This is a genomic window from Bacillota bacterium, from assembly GCA_040754675.1.
Classification (GTDB): domain Bacteria; phylum Bacillota; class Limnochordia; order Limnochordales; family Geochordaceae; genus Geochorda.
In genome coordinates this window covers 1-1,727 of sequence record JBFMCJ010000736.1, presented here as the reverse complement: position 1 = coordinate 1,727, position 1,727 = coordinate 1, and the positions used below count along the sequence as shown (strand labels likewise).

Below are 1,727 nucleotides of genomic sequence, written 5' to 3'. Positions count from 1 at the left end.
CAATTGAGATTATGGGGATGCGGGCGCGCCGGGTCACGATCTCGCCCACTTCCGGTGGCACCGCCTCCAGCAGGATGGCAAAAACCCCCGCTTCCTCCAGGATCTTGGCATCCTCGATCACGCGCGTGGCGCTATCCACATCCCGCCCCTGGGCCTTGAACCCGCCCAGCTGCACGATGGATTGAGGCGTCAGCCCGAGGTGCCCCATCACGGGGATGGTGGCCTTGGTCAGGGCCTCCACCACCCGGGCGACGTTCCTGCCTCCCTCCAGCTTGACTGCGTCGCACCCGGCTTCCGCCATGAAACGCCCGGCGTTACGGATGGCCTCGCTCTCCGAAACCTGGTAGGACATGTACGGCATGTCGCCGATCAGGAAGGCGCCGGGCGCTCCGCGTCTAACCGCCTGCGCGTGGACGATCATGACATCCATTGTTGCCGGAAGAGTGCTGGTATGCCCCAGCACGGTCATGGCCAGCGAGTCGCCTACGAGGATGATATCCACTCCCGCCCTTTCCTCGAGGAGTGCCGTGGGATAGTCGTAGCAGGTCAGCATGGTGATCTTCTCGCCGCGACGCTTTTTCTCGTACAGGTCCAGGATCGTCACTTTGTCCCTAGGCAATGCTCTTCCCCTCCTGGCTCTGCAGACTTGGGACGGTAGCCCAGACGCAGAGAGATCTTGCCGGCAACCTCCACACATCGGCGTCCGAGGCGCAGCACCTCCTCCGGGCGCTGGAGGTTCGTGAGCCTGGCCACGCTCAGCGCGGCCACGCATCTGCCGTCGAACCCCAAGACCGGCGCCCCCACACAGCACACGAACTGCTGGCTTTCCCCGTTGTCCACCGAAAACCCGCGCCGCCTGACGGCACTCAGCTCTGCCACCAGGGCATCCTTCTGAGTGATTGTGGATGGCGTGAGCGGTACGAGCTCAATGGTCCGCAGGGTCTCGCTGATGACCTTCTCGCTCTGGTAGGCGAGCAGGGCCTTTCCGAGCGCCGTGCAGTAAGCGGGGATACGGCTGCCCACTCGAGGAGCCAGCTGGATGGGCCTTCCGCCCAGCACGCGGTCCACGATGACCGCTTCACCACGATCGAGCACGGCCAGCTGCGCGGTTTCTCCGGTCTCGCGGGCCAAGTCTTCCAAGTATGGCCGGCTGACCCTGATGACGGGCGACCGTTCAGCAAACGCGGCACCCAGCTCGAAGATGCCGATGCCCAGCTGCCACTGGCCCGACCATGTGTCCCGCCGCACCAGGCCCAGGTCCTCGAGCATGAGTAAGATGCGGTAAGCAGTCGCCCGGTGCAACCGCGTTTCCTGACAGAGGGCAGCCAGCGTCATACCCTGGCTCGAAGACAACATGGAGAGAAGCTTGAACGCTTTCTCCAGCGAGCCGATCTCGTAATACTTCCGGTCTTCCTCTCTGCTCTGCCCGGCAACCCTGACACCCAACGGGGACACCTCGGAACCTACTTCGTCGCCGGCCAGAAGGGTCCTTCGTACGTCTCTCGCGCTGCGAGAGCTCATTCTCATATTTTGAGAACCAGCGTGTTCCAGTAGCGGCCTTTTCTCCATCCGACACAGTCATCAGCCCGCGCCAGTTGACCCCAAGGCCGGCTGCGTGCAATAATCGGTTGCTGGTGGATACAGCCCTTACATCCGGCCAACCGGGGTGTAACCTATGACTGAACACGGTGGCGCCCGGCCGTACGTTCGTACCACCTGTCCCCTGG

Annotated in this window: 2 protein-coding genes; both read right to left on the bottom strand. The window is 63.3% G+C overall.

The genetic code is table 11. The features are described 5' to 3' along the window. A partial coding sequence (gene panB / locus AB1609_23085) for a 3-methyl-2-oxobutanoate hydroxymethyltransferase (GenBank protein ID MEW6049320.1) occupies positions 1-619 on the bottom strand: 619 nt, incomplete at its 3' end. Next, positions 601-1,446 (bottom strand): IclR family transcriptional regulator, encoded by an 846-nt coding sequence (locus AB1609_23080; protein MEW6049319.1) that lies wholly within the window; start codon positions 1,444-1,446, stop codon positions 601-603. The genes AB1609_23080 and panB, both read right to left, overlap by 19 nt. Between the last annotated feature and the right edge of the window lie 281 nt (positions 1,447-1,727).